Annotated in this window: 14 protein-coding genes; 4 read left to right on the top strand and 10 right to left on the bottom strand. The window is 55.2% G+C overall.

Features of this window, described 5'->3' with window-relative positions; genetic code table 11:
• Nucleotides 1–15: 15 nt before the first annotated feature.
• From ACIPY9_RS15075 to rpmH, 10 genes are all read right to left on the bottom strand, one after another.
• The gene (locus ACIPY9_RS15075) at nt 16–423 is read right to left on the bottom strand and encodes a F0F1 ATP synthase subunit I (RefSeq protein ID WP_400702587.1); all 408 of its coding nucleotides are present in this window, start codon (nt 421–423) and stop codon (nt 16–18) included.
• 146 nt (nt 424–569) lie between these two features.
• Nucleotides 570–1,442 carry a ParB/RepB/Spo0J family partition protein gene (locus ACIPY9_RS15070; RefSeq protein ID WP_400702584.1) on the bottom strand — a complete coding sequence of 291 codons (873 nt, stop codon included), beginning with the start codon at nt 1,440–1,442 and terminating at the stop codon, nt 570–572.
• A 9-nt stretch (nt 1,443–1,451) separates the two neighbouring features.
• Nucleotides 1,452–2,243: a ParA family protein gene (locus ACIPY9_RS15065; RefSeq protein WP_400702581.1), complete on the bottom strand. Its 792-nt coding sequence runs from the start codon at nt 2,241–2,243 to the stop codon at nt 1,452–1,454.
• A gap of 18 nt (nt 2,244–2,261) precedes the next feature.
• The gene (gene rsmG / locus ACIPY9_RS15060; protein WP_400702578.1) at nt 2,262–2,906 is read right to left on the bottom strand and encodes a 16S rRNA (guanine(527)-N(7))-methyltransferase RsmG; all 645 of its coding nucleotides are present in this window, start codon (nt 2,904–2,906) and stop codon (nt 2,262–2,264) included.
• On the bottom strand, nt 2,903–4,795 hold the full coding sequence (gene mnmG / locus ACIPY9_RS15055; RefSeq protein WP_400702575.1) for a tRNA uridine-5-carboxymethylaminomethyl(34) synthesis enzyme MnmG: 1,893 nt from the start codon (nt 4,793–4,795) through the stop codon (nt 2,903–2,905). The genes rsmG and mnmG overlap by 4 nt, the downstream gene beginning before the upstream one ends.
• 572 nt (nt 4,796–5,367) lie before the next feature.
• Complete coding sequence (gene mnmE, locus ACIPY9_RS15050; RefSeq protein ID WP_400702572.1) at nt 5,368–6,738, bottom strand: tRNA uridine-5-carboxymethylaminomethyl(34) synthesis GTPase MnmE; 1,371 nt, start codon at nt 6,736–6,738, stop codon at nt 5,368–5,370.
• 78 nt (nt 6,739–6,816) lie between these two features.
• Nucleotides 6,817–8,499: a membrane protein insertase YidC gene (gene yidC, locus ACIPY9_RS15045; RefSeq protein ID WP_400702569.1), complete on the bottom strand. Its 1,683-nt coding sequence runs from the start codon at nt 8,497–8,499 to the stop codon at nt 6,817–6,819.
• A 2-nt stretch (nt 8,500–8,501) separates the two neighbouring features.
• On the bottom strand, nt 8,502–8,747 hold the full coding sequence (gene yidD, locus ACIPY9_RS15040; protein ID WP_038399718.1) for a membrane protein insertion efficiency factor YidD: 246 nt from the start codon (nt 8,745–8,747) through the stop codon (nt 8,502–8,504).
• Nucleotides 8,740–9,141, bottom strand: a complete 402-nt coding sequence (rnpA, locus tag ACIPY9_RS15035; RefSeq protein WP_400702566.1) for a ribonuclease P protein component — start codon at nt 9,139–9,141, stop codon at nt 8,740–8,742. Before rnpA ends, yidD begins: the two co-directional genes overlap by 8 nt.
• A gap of 16 nt (nt 9,142–9,157) precedes the next feature.
• Nucleotides 9,158–9,292 (bottom strand): 50S ribosomal protein L34, encoded by a 135-nt coding sequence (rpmH, locus tag ACIPY9_RS15030; protein WP_003246698.1) that lies wholly within the window; start codon nt 9,290–9,292, stop codon nt 9,158–9,160.
• Between the two features lie 584 nt (nt 9,293–9,876).
• Here rpmH and dnaA point away from each other — a divergent pair.
• The 4 genes from dnaA to gyrB are packed head-to-tail and all read left to right on the top strand — an operon-like array spanning nt 9,877 to nt 16,111.
• A complete protein-coding gene (dnaA, locus tag ACIPY9_RS15025) occupies nt 9,877–11,418 on the top strand; it encodes a chromosomal replication initiator protein DnaA (RefSeq protein WP_400702561.1) in 1,542 nt (513 codons plus the stop codon).
• Between the two features lie 41 nt (nt 11,419–11,459).
• Complete coding sequence (gene dnaN, locus ACIPY9_RS15020) at nt 11,460–12,563, top strand: DNA polymerase III subunit beta (RefSeq protein WP_400702558.1); 1,104 nt, start codon at nt 11,460–11,462, stop codon at nt 12,561–12,563.
• A gap of 22 nt (nt 12,564–12,585) precedes the next feature.
• Nucleotides 12,586–13,689 (top strand): DNA replication/repair protein RecF, encoded by a 1,104-nt coding sequence (gene recF, locus ACIPY9_RS15015; protein WP_400702555.1) that lies wholly within the window; start codon nt 12,586–12,588, stop codon nt 13,687–13,689.
• Nucleotides 13,690–13,693: 4 nt separating this feature from the next.
• Entirely contained in the window at nt 13,694–16,111 is a 2,418-nt protein-coding gene (gene gyrB, locus ACIPY9_RS15010) for a DNA topoisomerase (ATP-hydrolyzing) subunit B (RefSeq protein ID WP_400702552.1), read from the top strand.
• Nucleotides 16,112–16,263: the final 152 nt, after the last annotated feature.

The raw sequence follows: 16,263 nt of genomic DNA, 5'->3' as shown, positions 1-16,263 counted from the left end.
TTTGCCTCAAACGCCCTAAGGTCTCGAAAGTCTTGTTCTCGTTAGCAGGGGAGCGAACCAGTTGACCACCTGGATCAACATGAACACGCCGAATACAGCTAGCGGCGCCAATGGCTTCACACCTGCAAACGTCAGTGCAAAAAGCACTGCCGTCAAAATCAGTTTGCCCGCCTCGCCGGCATAGAAAGACCGGACGATGGCTTGCGCTGCTCTAGCCCCGGAAAACCGGAAAGCCTTGTGAGCAAAGTACAAATTGGGCAGCCAGGCTACCAGGCCCCCGCAAAGCCCTGAGTATCCCGCTACGACTCCATTCCACTGCCAGAGCGCAAAAGCCGCCAGCAGCAGAACGATCAATTGAGCCAGCAATACCGGAAAAACCGCTAACCGATGGAACGGCAAGCGGTCTGGCATGCGTGATTCCATCGCTACTGCTCCTTGAATGTCGGTCGCCATAATCAATAACTTGGCATAATTTGTGCCGACAAAATGCGCGCAGAGTATAGGGGCGGTTAAGTCCCTATTCAACCGTAAGGTAGTGATTTCCGACTACACGCTACAGAGCAATTGTTTCAACGGATGTGAGCGAGCACCCCTTGCAACTCATCCAGCGAGTTGTAACGGATGACCAACTGGCCTTTTCCCTTCTGCCCATGGCGAATCTGCACCGCAGAGCCCAGCCGCTCGGCAAGACGCTGTTCCAGACGACTGATGTCGGGGTCGGCTTTCGGTGCTTCGGCAGGTGCCGGCTTGCCACTGAGCCACTGCCTGACCAGTGCTTCGGTCTGGCGCACCGTGAGACCACGTGCGACAACATGTCGCGCACCTTCGACCTGCCTTTCTTCGGGCAAACCGAGCAAGGCACGTGCATGACCCATTTCCAGATCGCCATGCGACAGCATGGTCTTGATGACATCAGGCAGTGCGATCAATCGCAGCAGGTTGGCCACGCTGACCCGCGATTTTCCAACCGCATCAGCCACTTGCTGTTGAGTCAGTTGAAATTCCTGCTGCAGGCGCTGCAAGGCCAGGGCTTCTTCGATGGGGTTGAGATCTTCGCGCTGGATGTTCTCGATCAACGCCATGGCAATGGCGTTTTCATCCGAAACTTCGCGCACCATGGCAGGAATCGTTTCCACACCTGCCTGTTGGCTGGCACGCCAGCGGCGCTCACCCGCAATGATTTCATAGCGATTGTCAGCGATCGGACGAATCACGATCGGCTGCATGACGCCCTGTGACTTGATCGAGAGCGCCAGTTCTTCCAGCGCCTGGGGGTCCATATCGCGGCGAGGCTGATACTTGCCGCGCTGGATCAGGTCCAGTGGCACATGCTGCAACTCGCGCTGATCGGCCTTGACGGCCTGTTCTTCCAGCGAACTGACGGTTGGACTGCTCAGAAGTGCGTCCAACCCACGTCCGAGACCTCGTTTCTTGACGGCCATGGGATTTCCTTAGGTTGGCTGAGCGGCTTTCGAGCTGCGACGTTGACGACGGACCAGTTCACCTGCCAGTGCGAGGTAAGCCAGTGCGCCGCGGGAAGCCTTGTCATAGGCCAGGACCGGCATGCCGAAGCTCGGTGCTTCCGCAAGCCTGATGTTCCGGGGGATCACCGTGTCGTAGAGCTGATCGCCAAAGTGTTCCTTGAGCTGCGCCGACACATCGTTGATCAGGCTCAGGCGCGGATCGTACATCGTGCGCAGCAACCCTTCGATTTTCAGTTGAGGGTTGAGCAGTTCGGCGATGCGCTTGATGTTATCCACAAGGTCGCTGAGCCCTTCCAGTGCATAGTATTCACACTGCATGGGGATGATCACGCCATCGGACGCCACCAGAGCGTTGAGGGTCAGCATCGACAGCGACGGAGGGCAATCGATGAGGATGTAATCGTAGTTTTCGCGGATCGGCGCCAGCGCATTGCGCAGACGACTCTCCTTCATCTGCATTTCCAGCAACACCACTTCAGCCGCCGTCAGGTCACGGTTGGCCGGAAGCAGTTGATAACCGCCGTGTTCGGAAAACTGTATCGCATCGGTCAGATCGCATTCACCGATCAGCAAGTCGTATACCGAGTTTTCCAGGGTGTGTTTATCCACACCGCTGCCCATGGTCGCGTTGCCCTGGGGATCGAGGTCGATCAGCAGCACGCGTCGCTTGGTCGCGACCAGCGATGCTGCGAGGTTGATACAGGTGGTGGTTTTACCCACTCCCCCTTTCTGGTTCGCTATCGCGAATACCTTAGCCATTCTTGCTTGTGTTCCCAGTCATGCCGTGCGGCGCAGTATCAGCAGATGGCGTTGGCCTTGGCAACCTGGAACGGTCAAGGCTTGTGCGCTATCGAGATGAAAGTCTGCCGGCAATGCTAACAGTTCATCGGCTGGGTGCAGCCCTTTCATCGCCAGCCAACGCGTATCGGTATCGCCCATGTGGCGAGTCCATCCGGTGAAGTCTTCCAGACTGCTGAATGCCCGGGAAACAATCCCCGTGAACGGCACAGCGGGCTGATAAGCCTCTGCACGGCTGTGGATAACTTCGAGGTTGTCGAGTTTCAGCTCCAGTTTGACCTGGGTCTGAAACCGGGTTTTCTTGCCATTGCTGTCGAGCAGAGAAACGCTCATCTCCGGGAACATGATAGCCAACGGAATGCCGGGCATCCCGCCACCGCTACCAACATCCAGCCAGTGTGGTCCTTCGATGAAGGGTACGACACTCAGGCTGTCGAGCAAATGGCGGGAAACCATCTCGTCCGGGTTACGCACAGCGGTCAGGTTGTAGGCCTTGTTCCACTTTATCAACAGTTCAAGGTAAGCCAGCAACTGAGCATGCTGTTTTTCGCTCAGGTCCACGCCCAGTTCACGGGCACCTGTGGATAATTCCTGAGCATGCTGCGGGGTGACCATAGAACTCAAGCGCTTTGCTCCAACTGACGGCCCGCGCCGCGTTTTTTCAAATGAATCATCAACAGGGAAATCGCCGCAGGCGTTACGCCAGGAATACGCGATGCCTGCCCAAGCGTCTCGGGACGAGTTATCCCCAGCTTGCTTTGGATTTCCTTCGACAGCCCGGAAATCGTGGTGTAGTCGATGTCTTCTGGCAGCCGTGTGTCTTCGCTGGCGCGCAGACGGGCAATTTCGTCCTGTTGACGTTCGATGTAACCGGCGTATTTGGTCTTGATCTCGACCTGCTCGGCCACTTGCGGGTCAGTGCAGCCCTGACCGGTAAGGGAAACCAGGCTCGCATAATCGATTTCCGGACGTGCCAGCAGATTGAGCAGACTGTATTCGTGGGTCAGTGGTGTACCGAAATGCGCGGCAATCGCATCGCCTTTTTCGGTACCTGGACGAACCCATGTGCTTTTCAGACGCTGTTCTTCCAGCTCGATACTTTCGCGCTTGGTGCAGAACGCAGCCCAACGGGCATCATCGATCAGACCCAGTTCACGGCCTTTTTCGGTCAGACGCAGATCAGCGTTGTCTTCGCGCAGAATCAGACGGTATTCGGCGCGGGATGTGAACATCCGGTAAGGCTCTTGCGTGCCGAGGGTAATCAGATCATCGACCAGCACGCCGATGTACGCTTCATCACGACGCGGGCACCAGCTTTCCTTGCCCTGAGCACGAAGTGCAGCGTTGGTTCCGGCCAGCAGACCCTGGGCGCCGGCCTCTTCATAACCGGTTGTACCGTTGATCTGGCCAGCGAAGAACAGGCCACCGATGACTTTGGTTTCCAGGCTGTACTTCAAATCCCGTGGATCGAAGTAATCGTATTCGATGGCATAGCCGGGGCGAACGATATGGGCGTTTTCCATGCCGCGGATCGAACGCACGATCTGCAACTGCACATCGAACGGCAGCGAAGTGGAAATACCGTTCGGGTACAGCTCATGTGTGGTCAGGCCTTCCGGTTCGATGAAGACCTGATGGCTTTCCTTGTCGGCAAAGCGATGGATCTTGTCTTCGATCGAAGGGCAGTAACGCGGCCCGATACCTTCGATCACACCGGAATACATCGGTGAACGATCAAGGTTGGATGCAATGATTTCGTGAGTACGGGCGTTTGTGTGAGTAATCCAGCAACTGACCTGCTCTGGATGCTGCTCTTTGGAGCCCAGGAAGGACATGACCGGGATAGGTGTATCGCCCGGCTGTTCTGTCATCACCGAAAAATCGACCGAGCGCCCGTCGATACGTGGCGGCGTTCCGGTTTTCAGACGACCTACGCGCAGTGGCAATTCACGCAAACGGTGTGCAAGTGCAATCGAAGGAGGATCGCCTGCGCGTCCTCCCGAATAGTTCTGCATGCCGATGTGGATAAGTCCACCCAGGAACGTACCTGTGGTCAATACCACGGAGTCGGCCATGAAACGCAGACCCATCTGTGTCACAACACCGCGTACCTGGTCCTGCTCAACGATCAAATCGTCACAGGCTTGTTGAAATATCCACAGGTTCGGCTGGTTTTCGAGGATTTCGCGAATGGCGGCCTTGTATAGAACACGGTCTGCCTGTGCACGAGTCGCTCGTACTGCCGGCCCTTTGCGGCTGTTCAATACGCGGAACTGGATGCCGCCTTTATCGGTAGCCGTTGCCATCGCACCGCCAAGGGCGTCGATTTCCTTGACCAGATGGCTTTTACCAATGCCACCAATGGCCGGGTTACAGCTCATCTGACCGAGTGTTTCCACGTTGTGCGTCAGTAATAGGGTTTTGACACCCATACGCGCCGACGCAAGTGCGGCCTCGGTACCGGCATGACCGCCACCGATGACGATCACTTCAAAACGGGAAGGGAAATCCACCACGCACCTCGTGCCTGTTGTCGATGGGAAATTGGGATAGCTGACAAGTATAGGGAATTCCCTCACCTGAAAGAAACCCGTTGCACAAAATTTAACCAGCTGTGGAAAACTGGCAGATAAAGAAATTAAAAAGGAGAGAAATTTTATAAAACCTTGTTTTTATGTTTATTCTTAGTTAGCCACCTTTCTGTGGATAAAGCTCTACAGGCCATATTATTCAATGTGTACAGCGTTTCAAAAGTCTGTGTTCATGTGCCAATGAGGGCTTTGGATAACCGTCTTGAGCCTGTGGATTAAAGAGCCACTTGTCCACAGACGGGGTTATCTTCACCTTTTGACCCCACTTATCAACTGAGCTCAGAAGCAGTTATTCACAGGGCTTAATTCGGGAAAATAACGCTCTGAAGCTCCCGGTAATCCATCGGACAGTGGGTTTTATGCGACAGGTGGTTATCAGGCGGGCACGACAAGCGGCCTTTCTGTGGACAAGAAAGGCTCATCAAGGACATGGAAGGGAAATCAAATGAGCAAGCCCGCCATTGCGACGGGCTGTTTTGCGTCAGGCAGCGGGGTTATTTACCGATGCAGAAGCTTGAGAAAATCCTGCCGAGCAGGTCATCGGAACTGAAGGCTCCGGTAATTTCACCCAGCGCCTGCTGAGCCTGACGCAAGTCTTCGGCCAGTAATTCACCGGCACCGGCCAGTGTCAGTTGTGCTCGCCCATGTTCCAGAAAGCCACTGGCGTGGCGCAAGGCTTCCAGATGGCGTCGACGTGCGCTGAAGCTGCTTTCGGATGTCTGCTCGTACCCCATGCAGGCTTTCAGGTGTTCGCGCAGCAGCTCCAGCCCTTCTCCGCCAGCTTTTGCGCTCAGGCTGATCGTCACGTGGCCATCAGCGCTTGTTTCCAGGCCGACAAGGTCTCCGCTGAGGTCGGCCTTGTTGCGGATCAGTGTTACTTTCGAGGTGTCGGGGCGTTGTTCAAGAAACTCTGGCCACAAGGCGAAGGGATCTGTCGCTTCAGGCGCTGTGGCGTCTACCACAAGAAGAATACGATCGGCCTCCCCAATGGCTTTGAGCGCTCGTTGTACACCGATCATTTCCACCTGGTCTTCGGTGTCCCGCAGGCCGGCGGTATCGACGACATGCAGCGGCATTCCATCAATGTGGATATGTTCGCGCAGTACATCCCGGGTCGTACCGGCAATCTCGGTGACGATCGCAGCTTCACGGCCTGCCAGGGCATTGAGAAGGCTGGACTTGCCGGCATTGGGACGGCCAGCAATCACCACAGTCATGCCGTCACGCAGCAAGGCCCCCTGCCCGGCTTCGCGCAGCACTGTGGATAACTCGTCACGGACTTCATCGAGCATGTTCAATACATGGCCATCCGCGAGGAAGTCGATTTCCTCCTCCGGGAAGTCGATGGCGGCTTCGACATAGATCCGCAAGCCGATCAGTTTCTCGGTGAGGTTATCCACACGCTGTGAAAAGGCCCCCTGCAAAGAGCGCAAGGCGTTACGGGCTGCCTGTGCAGAACTGGCTTCAATGAGGTCTGCAATGGCCTCGGCCTGGGCAAGATCGAGCTTGTCGTTGAGAAAGGCACGCTCGCTGAATTCACCAGGACGGGCAAGGCGGCTGCCGAGTTGCAGGCAGCGCTGCAGCAACATGTCCAGAACGACAGGACCGCCGTGGCCTTGAAGTTCCAGGACATCTTCGCCTGTGAAGGAATGAGGGCCTGGAAAATAAAGCGCAATGCCTTCATCGATCACCTGGCCCGATTCATCCTCGAAGGGGCTGTAGTGGGCAAAGCGTGGTTTGGGTGTGCGACCAATGATTGCCTGAGCAGCCTTGCTCGCCAAAGGTCCGGATATGCGCACGATGCCAACACCACCACGCCCCTGGGCTGTGGCGATGGCTGCGATGGTTTCACGAGGGACGTTCATGGTCCAACTCCTGGACAACTGACAGATAGCAAAACGCCCCACGAGGGGGCGCTTTGTAAAACTTGTTCACAGGTTAGATCAAGCGGCTGCTTTGTTGGTAGCTGCTTCGATCTTGCGAGTGATGTAGGCCTGCTGTGCAATCGACAGGGTGTTGTTCACAACCCAGTACAGAACCAGACCGGCAGGGAACCACAGGAAGAAGAACGTGAAGATGATAGGCATCATTTTCATGACCTTGGCCTGCATCGGATCCGGAGGTGTCGGGTTCAGACGCTGCTGGATGAACATGGTTGCGCCCATGATGATCGGCAGGATAAAGAACGGGTCTTTGATCGACAGGTCAGTTATCCACAGAATCCATGGTGCCTGACGCATTTCCACGCTTTCCAGGAGTACCCAGTACAGTGAGAGGAAAACCGGCATCTGGACAAGAATAGGCAAGCATCCACCCAGCGGGTTGATCTTCTCTTTCTTGTACAGCTCCATCATGGCCTGAGACATTTTTTGACGATCGTCGCCAAACTGTTCTTTCAGGGCCGTCAGTTTCGGAGCCACGGCACGCATGCGAGCCATGGATTTGTAGCTGGCTGCGGACAGTGGGAAGAACAGGCCTTTGATCAGCATGGTCAGGAAGATGATCGACCAGCCCCAGTTACCCACAATGGCGTGGATATGTTGCAGCAGCCAGAAGATTGGCTGGGCAATGAACCACAGAATGCCGTAGTCGACTGTCAGTTCCAGACCTGGGGATAACTCTTTGAGTACGGCCTGGCTTTTCGGGCCGGCATACAAGGTGGCGCTGGTTTCGCCTTTTCCACCGGCTGCAACGGCCAGTGTCGGGCCAGTGAAACCGATGATGTAGTTGCCCTGGCTGTCTTTACGTGTCTGAACAGCGTTGCTGTCGCCGTGATTCGGGATCCAGGCGGTTACAAAGTAGTGTTGCAACCATGCAACCCAGCCACCTTGTACGGTTTCTTTCAGCGGCCCCTTGTCGATATCTTTCATCGACACTTTCTTGTAGGGCTCGGCAGCTGTCCACAGGGCAGCACCCAGATAGGTGGCTGTACCGGTTGCTGTTGTAGAAGAAGGATCGGAGCTGGCATCGCGTTTCAGTTGTGCGAACAGGTTACCCGCCCAAGGCTGGGCACTCTGGTTATCCACAACATAGGTGACAACGACATCGTACAGGCCACGCTTGAAAGTGAAGCGCTTGATGTAATTGACGCCGTTATCCGCGAACTTCAGCTCGACGACCAGATCGCTCTGGCCATCGGCCAGTTGATAAGTCTTCTGTGCAGACGAATAAACCGGACGACCGGCCGCGCGAGCGTCAGGACCGTTGGTGCCTGTCAGGCCGCTTTGTGCCAGAAAGGTACGTTCGCTGCCGTTGTCGAACAGCTGGAACGGAACGTCCGGACGATCCTGACGACGTGGATACAGCGGCAAACGAAGTTGAACAACGTCACCACCTACCGGATCGATGGCCAGATCAAGCACATCGGTCTTGACCTGGATAAGGTCTTTGCTGGCTACAACCGGTGTTTCCAAAGGTGCGGCGGCATTTGTGGCCGGGCTTGGAACATCGGCATTTGCAGAACCATTCGTACCAGCAGTCGTATCCGGTATAGCCGGTGCGGTTGTGCTGGCTGCAACATTCTGGGTCGGCATGGCAGCCTGGCCGTAGTCTTGGTTCCATTTCAGAACCCCGACGTAGGTCACGATTGCCAGGGCGACGATCAGGATCGTGCGTTTAATATCCATGATTACTCGGCCATCGAAGAAGAACGGGAGGTGGGGACAGGTGGAACCGGGTCATAACCACCGGGATTCCACGGATGACAGCGGCCCAGACGACGAAGAGTCAGCCAGCCGCCGCGTAAAAGACCATGATTGTCTATGGCTTCATACGCATAGCAGGAGCAACTGGGGTAGAAACGACAGTGACTGGCCATCAGTGGGCTAATGGCATAACGGTAAAACTGGATCGGAACGAGGGCCAGTTTACGCATCTGGACTGTCTACCCCTGCAGTTTCGGGTTTGGCTTCTGAAGTGGGTCGGCTACGCGCCAGACGTTTCCAGAGCTTGCCGAAATGCTGAATCAATTCGGGGTTTTCTACGTCACCAAGACCTTTACGCGCGACGATCACGATATCCCAACCAACCAGATTGTCCTGGTGCTGGCGAAATGATTCGCGCATGAGGCGTTTCAAACGGTTTCGCTCAACGGAGAGTTTTACGCTCTTTTTACCTATCACCAGCCCCAGACGGGGATGATCAAGGTCGTTGTTGCGTGCAAGGAGCAGAAGATTTTTCCCCGGAACCTTGCCGGTAGGGGAGTCAAAGACTGCCTTGAAATGCCGGGGTGTCAGCAAACGCTTTTCCCGACTGAAGTCTCGACTCACCACCTGTGCCGACTTATCAAACTGTCAGACGCTTACGGCCTTTGGCGCGACGACGCGACAGGACTGCACGGCCGTTCTTGGTGGCCATACGGGCACGGAAACCGTGGGTGCGGGCGCGCTTGATAGTGCTGGGTTGGAAAGTACGTTTCATGGCGTGTTACCTGGTTCGTCCACTACGGGCCGGAATGGCCCCCGTTTTAAGAGACCGGGGATTCTAGAGAAAGCAAGCGTGCAGGTCAATTTCCAACCAGCTTTTCCTTTATCAACTTCCTTATAGGCAATGGCTCGACCTCTTATCCGTATCGGCCTTTGGAAAGGAAATCAGTTATAGAAATAGAAAGAGGGAATATTTAAAGCTTTTCTGTAGAGCTTATAAAGACTAGGAATGCCTTGATCTGTGGATAACCTATTAAGGCCCTTTAAAATCAATGTGTACAGACAATCATAAGGTTGTCGAGAAACCGTGCTTTGCCTGTGCTGCACCCTCGGAAAAGCTGTGTATGGATGGCCATGTTATCCACAGGGCCGTTATCCACAGAGTTTCGTGCCCACTTATGCAACGAGCTGAAGGCTGTTTATCCACAGAGCTTATCGGCTTACCGTTTGTCTGGTTTTTTATGAAGAAAACCTGGTTTTCTCTCCTTCTGTAAGCAACCTACATGTGGATAAGTCGGCGTCTGATCGTTACAATGGCGGATGTTTTTGCCTTACCGGCTTTCGACTTAGGGGATATCCGTGTCAGTGGAACTTTGGCAGCAGTGCGTGGAGCTTTTGCGCGATGAGCTGCCTGCCCAGCAATTCAACACTTGGATCCGTCCGCTACAGGTCGAAGCCGAAGGCGACGAGTTGCGTGTTTATGCGCCAAACCGTTTCGTTCTCGATTGGGTAAACGAAAAGTACCTGAGCCGCCTGCTTGAGTTGTTGGGTGAGCACGGGAACGGAATGGCACCTGCCCTTTCCTTATTAATAGGCAGCAAGCGCAGTTCGGCACCCAGGGCTGCACCGAATGCTCCACTGGCGGCAGCTGCTGCTTCGCAGGCGTTGTCATCCGGTGCAGTGGCCAACAATGTCTCAGTACCGGCACCGGCTCCCGTGGCTGCTGCTCCGGCACCGGCTCCTGTCACAGTCCTGAGTGCTGTCGAGACCCACGACGAACCTTCGCGTGACAGTTTCGACCCGATGGCCGGCGCCAGCTCGCAGCAGGCACCGGCCCGCGCAGAGCAGCGCACCGTTCAGGTTGAAGGCGCGCTCAAGCACACCAGTTACCTGAACCGCACGTTCACCTTCGAGAACTTCGTGGAAGGTAAATCCAACCAGTTGGCGCGTGCAGCTGCCTGGCAGGTCGCGGATAACCCCAAGCATGGTTACAACCCGCTGTTCCTGTATGGCGGCGTCGGTCTGGGTAAGACTCACTTGATGCATGCTGTGGGTAACCATCTGCTCAAGAAGAATCCGAACGCGAAGGTCGTCTACTTGCATTCGGAGCGTTTCGTGGCCGATATGGTCAAGGCGCTGCAATTGAACGCCATCAACGAATTCAAGCGTTTCTACCGTTCGGTCGATGCGCTGCTGATCGATGACATTCAATTCTTCGCTCGCAAGGAGCGCTCGCAGGAAGAGTTTTTCCACACTTTCAACGCATTGCTTGAAGGTGGCCAGCAGGTCATTCTTACCAGTGACCGTTACCCGAAAGAAATCGAAGGGCTGGAAGAACGTCTGAAATCCCGGTTTGGCTGGGGACTCACGGTGGCCGTGGAGCCGCCGGAGCTGGAAACCCGTGTCGCGATTCTGATGAAGAAGGCCGATCAGGCCAAGGTCGAATTACCGCATGACGCTGCGTTCTTCATTGCACAGCGCATTCGCTCCAACGTCCGTGAACTTGAAGGTGCGCTCAAGCGTGTCATTGCGCATTCTCACTTCATGGGACGTGATATCACGATCGAATTGATTCGTGAATCGCTGAAAGATTTGTTGGCGTTGCAGGACAAGCTGGTGAGTGTGGATAACATTCAACGGACTGTTGCCGAATACTACAAGATCAAGATATCCGATCTGCTGTCCAAGCGTCGTTCCCGGTCTGTTGCGCGTCCACGTCAGGTGGCGATGGCCCTTTCCAAGGAACTGACCAACCACAGCCTTCCGGAAATCGGTGATGTATTCGGTGGTCGCGATCACACGACCGTTCTGCATGCGTGCCGCAAGATCAACGAACTCAAGGAATCCGACGCGGATATCCGCGAGGACTACAAGAACCTGCTGCGGACTCTGACTACATGATGATGACGCCAGTGCAGCTTACTAAGGCAAGGGACTAGACCATGCATTTCACCATTCAACGCGAAGCCCTGTTGAAACCTCTGCAATTGGTCGCCGGGGTGGTCGAACGCCGTCAGACCCTGCCGGTGCTATCCAACGTGCTCATGGTCGTCGAAGGCCAGCAACTCTCCCTGACAGGTACCGACCTGGAAGTGGAACTGGTGGGCCGTGTGCAACTGGAAGAACCAGCAGAGTCGGGGGAAATCACTGTCCCTGCGCGCAAGCTGATGGACATCTGCAAAAGCCTGCCGAACGACGTGCTGATCGATATCAAGGTCGATGACTCCAAGCTGGTGGTCAAGGCGGGTCGTAGCCGGTTCACCTTGTCCACGCTGCCTGCCAATGACTTCCCGACTGTCGAGGAAGGCCCGGGTTCTCTGACTTTCGACCTGGTGCAAAGCAAGCTGCGTCGTTTGATCGAACGCACCAGCTTTGCCATGGCCCAGCAGGACGTTCGTTATTACCTCAATGGCATGTTGCTTGAAGTCAGCGCAGGTATCTTGCGTGCAGTCGCCACTGACGGCCACCGTCTGGCAATGTGCTCGATGTCTGCACAGATCGAACACGCTGACCGTCACCAAGTGATCGTGCCGCGTAAAGGTATTCTGGAAATGGCACGTCTGCTCACCGAGCAGGACGGCATCGTCAGCATTGTTCTGGGCCAACACCATATTCGTGCCACAACTGGTGAGTTCACGTTCACTTCCAAACTCGTGGACGGTAAATTCCCGGACTACGAGCGTGTCCTGCCAAAAGGCGGTGACAAGTTGGTATTGGGTGATCGCCAGGCATTGCGTGAAGCGTTCAGCCGTACGGCGATTCTCTCGAACGAAAAATATCGCGGTATCCGTCTGCAACTGGCCAGCGGTCAATTGAAGATTCAGGCGAATAACCCTGAACAGGAAGAAGCAGAAGAAGAGATCAGCGTAGAGTACAGCGGTGATTCCCTGGAAATCGGCTTCAACGTAAGCTATCTGCTTGATGTACTGGGCGTGATGACAACTGAACAGGTTCGCCTGATTCTGTCGGACTCCAACAGCAGTGCTCTGGTTCAGGAGTCTGACAACGATGACTCCGCCTACGTTGTCATGCCGATGCGCCTGTAACCTCATGTTCAGCGCTATCTAGATGTCTCTTAGCCGCATCTCGGTCACTGGGGTGCGCAATCTGCACCCGGTGACCTTCTCCCCCTCCCCGCGTATCAACATTCTTTACGGTGCCAACGGAAGTGGTAAAACCAGCGTGCTGGAAGCCATTCACTTACTGGGTATCGCACGCTCCTTTCGCAGCAGTCGCCTTTTGCCCGTTATTCAATACGAACAGCCGGCCTGCACAGTCTTCGGACAGGTCCAGTTGGCTGAGAGCGGACAAAGCAATCTTGGGATTTCTCGCGACAGGCAAGGCGAATTTCAAATTCGTATTGATGGGCAGAATGCACGCAGTGCTGCCCAACTGGCCGAGATACTTCCGCTGCAACTGATAAACCCGGACAGCTTTCGCTTGCTGGAAGGTGCTCCGAAAATACGGCGGCAGTTTCTGGATTGGGGTGTGTTCCACGTGGAACCTCGTTTCATGAGTACCTGGCAGCGGCTGCAGAAGGCCCTACGGCAGCGGAACTCATGGCTGCGGCATGGTACACTTGACGCCGCTTCGCAAGCGGCATGGGACCGGGAATTGTGCCTGGCCAGTGATGAAATCGATGAGTTTCGTCGAACCTACATCAAGGCCTTGAAACCGGTCTTTGAGAAAACCTTGAGCGAACTTGTTGAGCTCGAAGGTCTGACCCTGAGCTATTACCGGGGCTGGGATAAGGAAAAAGAGCTGAGCGCAGTGCTCGCTTCATCCCTGCATCGCGATCAGCAGATGGGGCATACCCAGGCCGGACCACAACGAGCTGACTTGCGCCTTAGATTGGGTGCACACAATGCCGCGGATATATTGTCCCGTGGGCAACAGAAGTTGGTGGTTTGTGCATTGCGTATTGCCCAAGGACATCTGGTTAGCCAGGCTCGCCGCGGACAATGTATTTATCTGGTGGATGACTTGCCTTCCGAACTGGATGACAACCATCGCCGCGCACTGTGTCGCTTGTTGGAAGAATTACGCTGCCAGGTTTTTATCACCTGTGTAGATCAAGAATTTTTGAGGGAAGGCTGGCAGACGGAAACGCCAGTTGCTTTGTTCCACGTGGAACAGGGCCGTATCACCCAGACCCACGACCATCGGGAGTGATTGCATGAGCGAAAATCAAACGTACGACTCGTCCAGCATCAAGGTGCTGAAAGGACTTGATGCCGTACGCAAGCGTCCCGGAATGTACATCGGTGATACAGACGATGGCAGCGGTCTGCACCATATGGTGTTCGAGGTGGTTGATAACTCCATCGACGAAGCCTTGGCTGGTTATTGCGACGATATCAGCGTCACCATCCATCTAGACGAATCCATTACCGTCCGCGACAACGGCCGCGGTATTCCGGTAGACGTGCATAAAGAAGAAGGCGTTTCGGCAGCAGAGGTCATCATGACCGTGCTTCACGCTGGTGGTAAATTCGATGACAACTCCTACAAGGTATCCGGCGGTCTGCACGGTGTAGGTGTTTCTGTTGTTAACGCCCTGTCCGAAGTCCTGCAACTGACGGTACGCCGCAGCGGCAAGATCTGGGAGCAAACCTACGTTCATGGTGTTCCACAGGAGCCGATGAAAATCGTGGGTGATAGTGACACCACGGGCACTCAGATCCACTTCAAGCCCTCTGCCGAAACCTTCAAGAATATCCATTTCAGCTGGGACATCCTGGCCAAGCGGATTCGTGAGTTGTCCTTCCTGAACTCCGGCGTAGGTATTTTCCTGAAGGATGAGCGCAGTGGTAAGGAAGAGCTGTTCAAGTATGAAGGCGGTCTGCGTGCTTTCGTTGAATACCTGAACACCAACAAGACAGCGGTTAACCAGGTCTTCCACTTCAACGTCCAGCGTGACGATGGTGTGGGCGTCGAGATCGCCTTGCAGTGGAACGACAGCTTCAACGAGAACCTGTTGTGCTTCACCAACAACATTCCACAGCGCGACGGTGGTACTCACCTTGTGGGCTTCCGGTCTGCGCTAACGCGTAACCTGAACAACTACATTGAACAGGAAGGTCTGGCCAAGAAGCACAAGGTCGCCACAACAGGTGACGATGCGCGTGAAGGCCTGACGGCGATTATTTCGGTCAAGGTTCCGGATCCGAAGTTCAGTTCGCAGACCAAGGACAAGCTGGTCTCTTCCGAAGTCAAAACCGCAGTCGAACAAGAGATGGGTAAATACTTCTCTGACTTCCTGCTGGAAAACCCGAACGAAGCCAAGGCTGTCGTGGGCAAGATGCTCGACGCTGCACGCGCGCGTGAAGCTGCGCGCAAGGCGCGTGAGATGACCCGCCGTAAAGGTGCGCTGGATATCGCGGGCCTGCCGGGCAAACTGGCCGACTGTCAGGAGAAGGACCCTGCCCTCTCCGAACTGTACCTCGTGGAAGGGGACTCTGCTGGCGGTTCCGCCAAGCAGGGACGTAACCGTAAGACCCAGGCCATCCTGCCGCTCAAGGGCAAGATCCTCAACGTTGAGAAAGCTCGTTTCGACAAGATGATCTCTTCTCAGGAAGTGGGCACCTTGATCACCGCTCTGGGCTGTGGCATTGGCCGTGAAGAGTACAACATCGACAAGCTGCGCTATCACAACATCATCATCATGACCGATGCTGACGTCGACGGTTCGCACATTCGTACCCTTCTGTTGACGTTCTTCTTCCGTCAATTGCCTGAGCTGGTCGAGCGTGGCTACATCTATATCGCTCAGCCACCTCTGTACAAGGTCAAGAAAGGCAAGCAAGAGCAGTACATCAAAGACGACGAGGCCATGGAAGAGTACATGACCCAGTCGGCTCTGGAAGATGCCAGCCTGCACTTGAACGACTCTGCCCCGGGCATTTCCGGTGAGGCTCTGGAGCGTCTGGTCAACGACTTCCGCATGGTCATGAAGACCCTCAAGCGGTTGTCGCGTCTGTACCCTCAGGAACTGACCGAGCACTTCGTCTACCTGCCGCCGGTTACGCTTGAGCAGCTGTCCGACCATGCGGCCATGCAAAACTGGCTGGCTCTGCTCGACGCTCGTCTGCGTTCGGGTGAGAAGTCGGGCCTGGTGTACAAGGCCAGCCTGCGTGAAGACCGTGAGCGTAACCTGTGGCTGCCAGAGATCGAGCTGATCTCCCATGGCTTGTCCAACTACGTCACGTTCAACCGGGACTTCTTCGGCAGTAACGACTACAAGACCGTTACGGCCCTGGGCGCGCAAATCAGCTCGCTGCTGGAAGACGGTGCCTACGTACAACGTGGTGAGCGCAAGAAGCCGGTCAGCGAGTTCAAGGATGCCCTTGCCTGGTTGATGGCTGAAAGCACCAAGCGCCACACTATCCAGCGCTATAAAGGTCTGGGTGAAATGAACCCTGATCAGCTCTGGGAAACCACCATGGACCCAAGCGTGCGTCGCATGCTGAAAGTCACGATCGAAGACGCTATCGCTGCCGACCAGATCTTCAACACCCTCATGGGTGATGCGGTCGAGCCTCGTCGCGACTTCATCGAAAGCAATGCACTGGCGGTTTCCAACCTGGATTTCTAAGGTTGTTGTAGCGCACCAAATAAAAGCCCGGCATAAGCCGGGCTTTTTATTTGGTGCTGTCCCGTCCTGAATAAGGTTTACACCTCCCATCCCGAATTTCCGGAGAGTCAGATGGAGCAAGGTGTAAAGCGCACACAGCGTGATTACTCACT

Source organism: Pseudomonas sp. NPDC089734 (genome assembly GCF_044748865.1).
Lineage (GTDB): Bacteria > Pseudomonadota > Gammaproteobacteria > Pseudomonadales > Pseudomonadaceae > Aquipseudomonas.
The sequence above is the reverse complement of the archived record's forward strand: the minus strand, read 5'-3'. Positions and strand labels throughout refer to the sequence as shown.